The following is a 7,695-nucleotide window of genomic DNA, read 5'->3' as shown; positions in this document are numbered from 1 at the left end:
GCATCCGACCGTCCAGAAGTCCGTTGGCCAAAAGATACCGGATGTGGCCGATACGCTGGAAGCGCGGCCCCTCGAATTCGTCGAGAGTGACATTCGACTTTCGGTAGGCATGATAGAGCTGCTCGGCCCCTTTGCGCGCATCCCATTGCGGCTTGAAGGCAGGAAGGGCAAGCGCGATCTTGTCGAAGTTAACGCGATAGGAGCGCTTGTCGGGTCCGGCATCGGACGCGAACTCAAGCCGGCAGCCCGGCACGACCTCGGCGACAATCTCGGCGATGTCGCGGATCCTGTAGTTGTGGCCCGTCTGCCCCACATTGAAGGCCTCGTTGTGAATGGTCTCGCGGGGCGCTTCCAGCCCGGCAATGAACGCCCTGGAAATGTCCTCGATATGGACGATCGGCCGCCACGGCGTTCCATCGGATTTCAGCAGGATGACGCCCTTGGTGACCGCCCAGGCCACGAGATTGTTCAGCACGATGTCGAAGCGGAGCCGGGGAGAGAGGCCATAGGCCGTGGCGGGACGGAAATAGGTGGGAGAGAAGCTGCTGTCGGCCAGTTCAGAAATGTCCCGTTCGGAAAGCACCTTGGACCAGCCGTAGGGCGTGACCGGCTTCAGTTCGCCCGTTTCGTCCACCATCCCGTCGCCGGCCTGTCCGTAATTGCTGCATGATGAGGCGAACAGGAAGCGCGACACGCCGGCGTCCTTGGCCGCCTTCGCGAAGCGGACGCTGCCCTTGTGGTTGATTTCGTAAGTGATGTCCGGATCAAGGTCGGACAGCGGATCATTGGAAAGAGCCGCCAGGTGGATGACGGCATCGACCCCTTCGAGGTCGCGCGCATCTACGTCCCTGACGTCTTTTTGGATTGAAGCAATTGAAGCCCGCTGGCCCCCTGCTGTAAAGGTGCAGCGCCGGTAGAGATCGCTGTCATAGCCCGTCACTGAGTGCCCTGCACGCAACAGCATCGGCACCATCACCGAGCCGATATAGCCTTGATGGCCGGTTACCATGACTTTCATCGCGCACCTCTCAAGCCGATAGTGATCGCCAGAAGGCTACTTGGGCTGAAAACAGTGAGGGAGAACGCCAATAGGCGATCAGGATGCCCTGTTGGACGAAGCCTTTGCCGCCAGTGCACCTTTCGGGTGGTCCGAGCCTAATCCTTTCGGAGGATTTTCTTCTGATCACCGTCGCTGATGCTTCCATCGGCCTCGTCATCAGCATTCCCGATCCGAGACTCAATTAGCGCTTGTTGGTTCGATTTCACCCAGGCCCCGCGACCGCGGATGTTTCGCGCATCGCGGCGTGTCCGGTGTTGAACTCCGCCGACGTGGCGATTCCGAAGGCCACGGCCTCACGCGTCATTGAGCCTTGACGCAGTTGATAGGTATAGGTTTCAAGCCCGTTGCCGTCCGCGGACCGGTTCAGAAGCAACAGATATAGAAACCCGACATAGGCGCGGTCTGTCAGGCCGATCGTGGCATATCTGGTTTCGAATTCGTGCGAGCGCATCATTTCCATGATCATGTCGGGGAGTTTGGTCGCTCCGTCTTCAAGTGCCGCCGACCACTGATTGACGCTGGCCGTGTCGCCCTTGCGGCCAAGAATGAGGCAGTAGACGAAACTTGCCTGCCGCGCCGGTAGGGACTGGTCCGCAGCCGCGGCCTCGGGGTCGCAGTCCCGATGGGGCTTGGGTATCGGCAGGGGGCCGCGGGTGAAGTCCCGTACCGTTTTGTAGGCAGGCTTAGGCTCGCCGGTCCGCCATTTGCCATCTGAGAGAGCCACGAGCCTCACCAATCCCATATTGGCTTCGAAGCCGGGGGCCCAGTAGGCCTCATCGAGCAGTTCGTAGATGTGCGCGGCCTCCACCTTATATTTGTCCTTGAGTTCGCTAAGCCGCGTCATCGTCTGCTTGATGCCGTCAGCCTGCTGGCGCTCGCTGCGCTGACTTCCATAAGGATTGTTGAATTCGGTGACCCAGATCGGCTTGCCGTATCTCGAGATTTCACGGAACGCCCATTCCGGGTCATCGCCGTACATGTGCCACACAGAAATATCCCAGGCGATCCCGTCCTGCTTCATCCGCACGAACGCTCCGGTGTGGCCCCAACCGGCGGTGCCCATCGCCTTCCTTATGCTCGGATCGACCTCTGTCATGCCGTCGGACAGGCCCTTCAAGACAGCGCTCACCTTTACCCATCGCGGGCCGTAGTAATCGAGCGGTCCTGTTCCGCCCGCAGGTCCCCATGCACATGGATATTGCGAACCATCGTCGCGTTTCTCACAGGGCTTGATGATGGCATAGTTTTCCATCTCGTTGCCGAGTTCCCAAACACGGATGTCGTTCTTGAACCTGGTAGCAAGGGTGACCGCCAGTTTCCGGGTGCTCGCGTAGAGCTCTTCCGGACTATCCTTGTCCAGATCGGCGACCGCAGGCGTGATGACGGGCAGGATCTCGATCCCTCTCGCCTTCCCGGCGTCGACGAGGTTGGAGAGCATATCCGCGTTGTCCACGCCTGAAACGTTGACGCGGTACGATTTCAGGCCGAGATCCTTGATGAAGTCGAGTTGCCTTTCCACCGGAATGCCCGGATAGGAGACTATTGGATGGCCATTGATGCCCCAGAGGAAATCGGCTGATGCAGGCGCGGCTGTTGCCAGCAGGCAGGCTGCAACGATTGCGAGACGAAACGACACGGCAACAAGCCTCCCTGCCCGATTTCGAGATCCGGGATAGTGGGGACTGCACACACTTCGCGCAATTTGCCCATACGGTTGAGCGCGGGCTCTCGTTACCCCTTTTGACGGTGGTCATGGGACAGCCTATTTGGACTGGCCTCCACCCGACCGCACCTAACCCTTACCAGCCCGCCCAAATGCCTTTGAGACCGTTCGGGTCCGAGAGAAGGATCGTAGTGATGTGACAGCGATGGCTCCACTCCGTCAAAAGTGGAAGGTAGCTACCGCTAATTCGGGGACGGCTGTCGGATTCCAGGGATGCTATGGTACGGCACTAGGCAAATGACATTGGTTGCGGAGCGCGCTGTGGACGGGAGTGCTGCATGTCACTGAGGGTCGGCGACTGGGTAGAGATTCGGTCCAAGGAAGAAATCCTTCTTACGCTCGACAGAAATGGTCGACTTGAGGAGCTTCCTTTCATGCCACAGATGTTTCAATATTGTGGTCACCGCTTTCGTGTTTACAAGCGCGCGCACAAGACATGTGACACGATCAATTTTGCTGGCGGACGCAAGTTATCCGGAGGCATCCATCTTGAAAACCTGAGGTGCGACGGCAACGCGTTTGGAGGTTGTCAGGCAGCGTGCCTGGTCTTCTGGAAAGAGGCATGGCTCAGGCCTGTGGCGTCCTCGGACGAAGCAATCGCGCCGCGAACCAACGCGGCGAATGGAAAAGGTTGCACGGAAAGCGACGTGCTGGCTGGTACGCGCGCCAAGAGCCAGCCACTTTCAGGTGGTCCGAGATACTCATGCCAAGCCACAGAACTTCTGGATGCGACCACCCCACTTTCTTGGTGGGATGCCCGGCAGTATGTGGAAGATTATGCATCGGGAAACGCCAGCAAAAAGCGTCTCCTGGTCGGATTCATCTATGCAGCAGTATTCAGTATCTATCACTACATGGGCCGTCTGCATCTCGGGAGGCTCTCCGTGATTGTCAGCTGGCTGTATGACAAGGTGCAGCACATTTACGGTGGCGTTTCATTCCCACGATATCGGGGATCGATACCTGCCGGCCAGCCGGTTCCAACCATCAAGCTTGATCTCCAACCGGGGGAGCTGATCAGGGTTAAGTCCTATGAAGAAATCCTCAAGACCCTAGACACGGATAATAAGAACCGTGGCCTGTATTTCGACGCTGAGATGGTCCCCTATTGCGACCATACTTTCAGGGTCCGGTCGCGAGTAACAGCGTTTGTCAATGAAAAGACCGGACTTCTCAACCGGCTCAGGGGACCGGCGGTCATCCTGGAGAAAGTCTGGTGCAATTCGAGGTATAGCGATTGCCGGATGCAGTGCCCAAGAGCCGTCTATCCCTGGTGGCGAGAAATTTGGCTGGAACGGGTGCCTGGCGAGGCAATCGCTCACATGGGGCATGCTACGGCAGCTCAAACGGAAACAAGCGCGTATGCAGCCAGTGATACATGACCCACAAGGCCCTCAGTGCCAAAGGCGAACCCCGCAACCTTAAAAGGGAAGCCATTCAAAGTGGCGTCGCCAGGATGGTGAGCCAGGGGGTGAACCTGATTCTCAGGGTGGGCTATATTGCCATCCTGGCACGCCTGCTCAGCCCTGACGATTTCGGCCTGGTCGCGATGGTGGTGGCACTCACAGGCATTTTCGACGTCTTCACCACCGCCGGGCTTTCCTCCGCTACCATCCAAAAGCATGAGATTTCGTTTGACCAGGTTTCGGCACTGTTCTGGATCAACATACTGGTAGGGGTCTTTCTCGCGCTGCTCTGCGCCGCGAGTGCCTACACGATATCAGCCTTCTACCATGAGCCGCGTCTACTCAGGATCGCCATCGCGGTCGCTCCAGCTTTCCTGCTTAACGCGGCCGGCGTGCAACATGCCGCTCTGATCGAGCGCGACTTGCGTTATGTCACACTCAGCGCGATCGAAACGGGTGCCCTGTGCGTGGGCATCCTGTCCGGTGTGCTGCTCGCGTTGCGTGGCTACGGCTACTGGGCACTGATCGCCCCGACACTTATCTCGCCGGCAATCAACAGCCTGGGCTGCTGGATCGCCACCGGGTGGATTCCTGGATGGCCTCGACGCGGCGCCAATATTCGCTCGCTCTTGCATTTCGGTGGAATCGTCACGCTGAACAACCTCGTTGTCTATATTGGCTACAATGTGGAGAAAGTCCTTCTCGGGCGGCTCTGGGGCGCTGCGTCGCTCGGATTGTATACCCGGGCCTTCCAGCTGATTGGCATCCCTACGGCGACCATCAACAGCGCCGTCGGTGCGGTACTGTTCTCGGCGTTGTCACGAATGCAGCATGATCCCGCGCGGTTGCGGAACTTCTACCTCAAGGGATATTCGATCGTCATCGCGGTGACGGTTCCCATCACAATGTTCTCGTTCCTGTTCGCACATGAGATCATCACCGTGGTGCTGGGCTCGCAATGGACGGGGGCGGCGACCATCTTCCGGCTGCTCACGCCTACCATCTTGGTGTTCGGGATCATCAACCCTACATATTGGCTGCTCATCTCGACCGGCAAGCAGAAGCGCAGCCTGTATCTGGCTTTCGCCATCGCCCCTCTCGTCATCACTTCCTACTGCGCAGGAATCTCCTTCGGCCCCGAGGGCGTTGCACTGAGCTACTCGACGGCGCTGGTGCTCTGGCTCTATCCACACCTGGTGTGGAGCCTGCACGGAACGCCGGTTTCAGTCGGGGATCTGTTGCGGACGATCATGAGGCCATGGATGGCCGGCATCGTGGCCTCGGTGGGTGCGCTGGCAGTGCAGCGCTATCTCGGCCCGGAGGTTCCTTCGCTTCTGCGGCTCGCGGCTGGCGGGCTGGTTCTGATCAGTATCTATGCATTCGTCTTGCTGTTCGTCTTGGGGCAGCTCAAGCTGTTTCAGGATGTGCTGCTGGGCTTTCGAGGCGAGGCGCGGGCCGGCGCTTGACGCAGCCCGCGACTTCGACCGGCGAAGGCCCGAGAGAGAAGCTTTTTGGAGGGCAAATGGCCAGTATAGCAATCGTCCATAGCTATCCGTACGACGCGTTCTTCGGCGGAGACGGCGCCTATATCCAGGCGTTCGGGCGATATCTCCTGAAGTCCGGCCACGAGGTACACGGGTATGTATCCAACATAGCGCGCGGCCGAAGGAGTCCAGTCTGTAGGAGCGTATATGAAATAGAGCAGTTTTCTTCGTGGCAGGTTCGTCGAAGTATCAGATTGGGCCAGAGAACATTTCTATCCACGGAGTTGCTTCGGTCCGGGCATCTGGCCGGATCGTTCCTTGGACGGAAGACCGCACCTGTTTCCCCAACGACGGACCAGAACTTTTCCGAGGGAGAGACTCAGTGGGTGCTTGACCGTATCGAAGCTGGACGGCCGGACGCCGTCATACTGTTCCACGATGCCGTGCATTTCGCCCCTGGCCTCTCCCGCAACGGTAACAGGGTTTTCTCACTTGTTGGCCATCTTCAGCACCGCAACGGGGCAGCGCGCTGGGAGGCCGGCGCAACCCCCGGCCCGGACAAGAATTGGACCGAGGAAAAGAGATTGTCAAACTCGCTGAAGGCGGCAGAGTGTGTCGGTTTCAACAGCAAGGATGACGCCTCCTACGCCCGCAACCATCTCGGGGTGACACGCGTGATCTCTCTTGGCATGGGCTTCGACAATCACGAAAAGCAACCCGACAGCAATGAGCCCATCGTTCTCTTCGTCGGGAATGCCACAGAGCCAAATCGTGCCGCACTGTCGTGGTTCCTGAAGGAGGTCTGGCCAACTGTTCGAACCTCATGCCCCACGGCAAGGGTTCGCATCGTCGGAACCGCCGCCTTCACATGTGAGGTTACGCCGGCGGCCGGCCTGGAGTGTGTGGGAGCGCTCCCGGACCTCGCTCCCGAATATAGGCGCGCCCAGCTTGTCGTGGCCCCGCTCGTTTCCGGCAGCGCCGGCGTCAAGATAAAGGTGGCCGAGGCCATGTCTTACGGCCGCCCCCTCGTGACGACCTCGATAGGTGTGGACGCAGGTGACCCCCACCAACTTGATGAGGGAGCGATCGTGGCCAATGGTGGTGCAGACTTTGCACAGGCGGTCATCGCGCTGTTAAGCAATGCGGAACTTCGGCGTCAGAAATCCGAGGGTACCGCGCATGTATTCGCCAGCCTCTTTTCCTGCGATGTGTGCTATGGCCCGTTCCTGTCTTGGCTCCGCAAGGCAGGCCAGGTGGCTGATAGCAGCTTGTCATCACAAATGGTGTAGGGAGGCGGGCGCCTCTCTAAAGTGGCACTCGACAGGATTTGATCAGCACTATGCTGTATCCGCATGCTCCACTTGGCGGGTGGACGAGCCCGACCGACCGGAAACCACTGCCAAGGCCCGTCTGACGGCGCCCTTCGTTCGATAAAGATGGCCCAGCGGCGGAAACAGCCTCAATATCGGAGACAGCGAAAAGCTATATCTAAGCAATTCGACGCCACAAGCGGTCCTTCCTCGGACAATATGAGAGACTGCCGACCAATAAGCGGCATCGGCAACCCGGCGCATTGCCATGCGACGAAGCCCCGATGCCGCCGGCATGGCAGCGCCTTCGCACGAGAAGAAGCTGGCGAATACCGCCTCTCGTTCTTTCAATTGCGTTAATTTGTCCGAAAAGTGGACCACCGTTATTTGTGCTGCATGCACGCGTCGGATACCGAGCGCGCCCTCGAATTCCACGATTGAACCCAACCGCGCGAGGCGAAGCACCATCTCCAAATCGGGCGCGTGCGCGAGTGACGCACGGTAGTGACCCACCGCCTTTTGCGCAGTCATCCTGACCAGCACCGCTCCCAAGGCCAGGGACACTCCCAGATGGCCCAGATGACGACAACAGTCTTCAATGAACCGGGCACCCGCCGTTACGCGCCATCCATCTGGTTGACTTGGTTCGGCAAAATCCTTCCCCTCGATCATGCTGAGATCAGACCCTATGGCGAAAGCAGCCCCAGGATTG

5 protein-coding genes and 1 pseudogene are annotated in these 7,695 nt (G+C 58.9%); 3 read left to right on the top strand and 3 right to left on the bottom strand.

The annotated features are described in order from the left end of the window. Positions 1–1,018: NAD(P)-dependent oxidoreductase (locus EN884_RS17770; protein WP_164895037.1), on the bottom strand; the 1,018-nt coding region annotated here is incomplete at its 3' end. Positions 1,019–1,262: 244 nt separating this feature from the next. After that, entirely contained in the window at positions 1,263–2,579 is a 1,317-nt protein-coding gene (locus EN884_RS17765; RefSeq protein WP_245460914.1) for a DUF4214 domain-containing protein, read from the bottom strand. Between the two features lie 482 nt (positions 2,580–3,061). Here EN884_RS17765 and EN884_RS17760 point away from each other — a divergent pair, with 482 nt between their 5' ends. The 3 genes from EN884_RS17760 to EN884_RS17750 all read left to right on the top strand — a co-directional run bounded on the left by EN884_RS17760 (position 3,062) and on the right by EN884_RS17750 (position 6,962). Further along, positions 3,062–4,165 carry a hypothetical protein gene (locus tag EN884_RS17760; RefSeq protein ID WP_024505408.1) on the top strand — a complete coding sequence of 368 codons (1,104 nt, stop codon included), beginning with the start codon at positions 3,062–3,064 and terminating at the stop codon, positions 4,163–4,165. After that, positions 4,162–5,655 (top strand): lipopolysaccharide biosynthesis protein, encoded by a 1,494-nt coding sequence (locus EN884_RS17755; RefSeq protein WP_024505409.1) that lies wholly within the window; start codon positions 4,162–4,164, stop codon positions 5,653–5,655. The genes EN884_RS17760 and EN884_RS17755 overlap by 4 nt, the downstream gene beginning before the upstream one ends. A 404-nt stretch (positions 5,656–6,059) precedes the next feature. After that, positions 6,060–6,962, top strand: a complete 903-nt coding sequence (locus tag EN884_RS17750; RefSeq protein ID WP_164753915.1) for a glycosyltransferase family 4 protein — start codon at positions 6,060–6,062, stop codon at positions 6,960–6,962. Positions 6,963–7,010: 48 nt separating this feature from the next. On the opposite strand, the pseudogene EN884_RS17745 reads toward EN884_RS17750, so the two are convergent. Further along, positions 7,011–7,695: pseudogene (locus EN884_RS17745) on the bottom strand (glycosyltransferase family 2 protein); the annotation flags it as partial.

Origin of the sequence: Mesorhizobium sp. M7A.F.Ca.AU.001.01.1.1, assembly GCF_004022735.1 — a bacterium.
GTDB lineage: Bacteria > Pseudomonadota > Alphaproteobacteria > Rhizobiales > Rhizobiaceae > Mesorhizobium > Mesorhizobium ciceri.
This window is presented reverse-complemented; position numbering and strand designations above follow the sequence as displayed.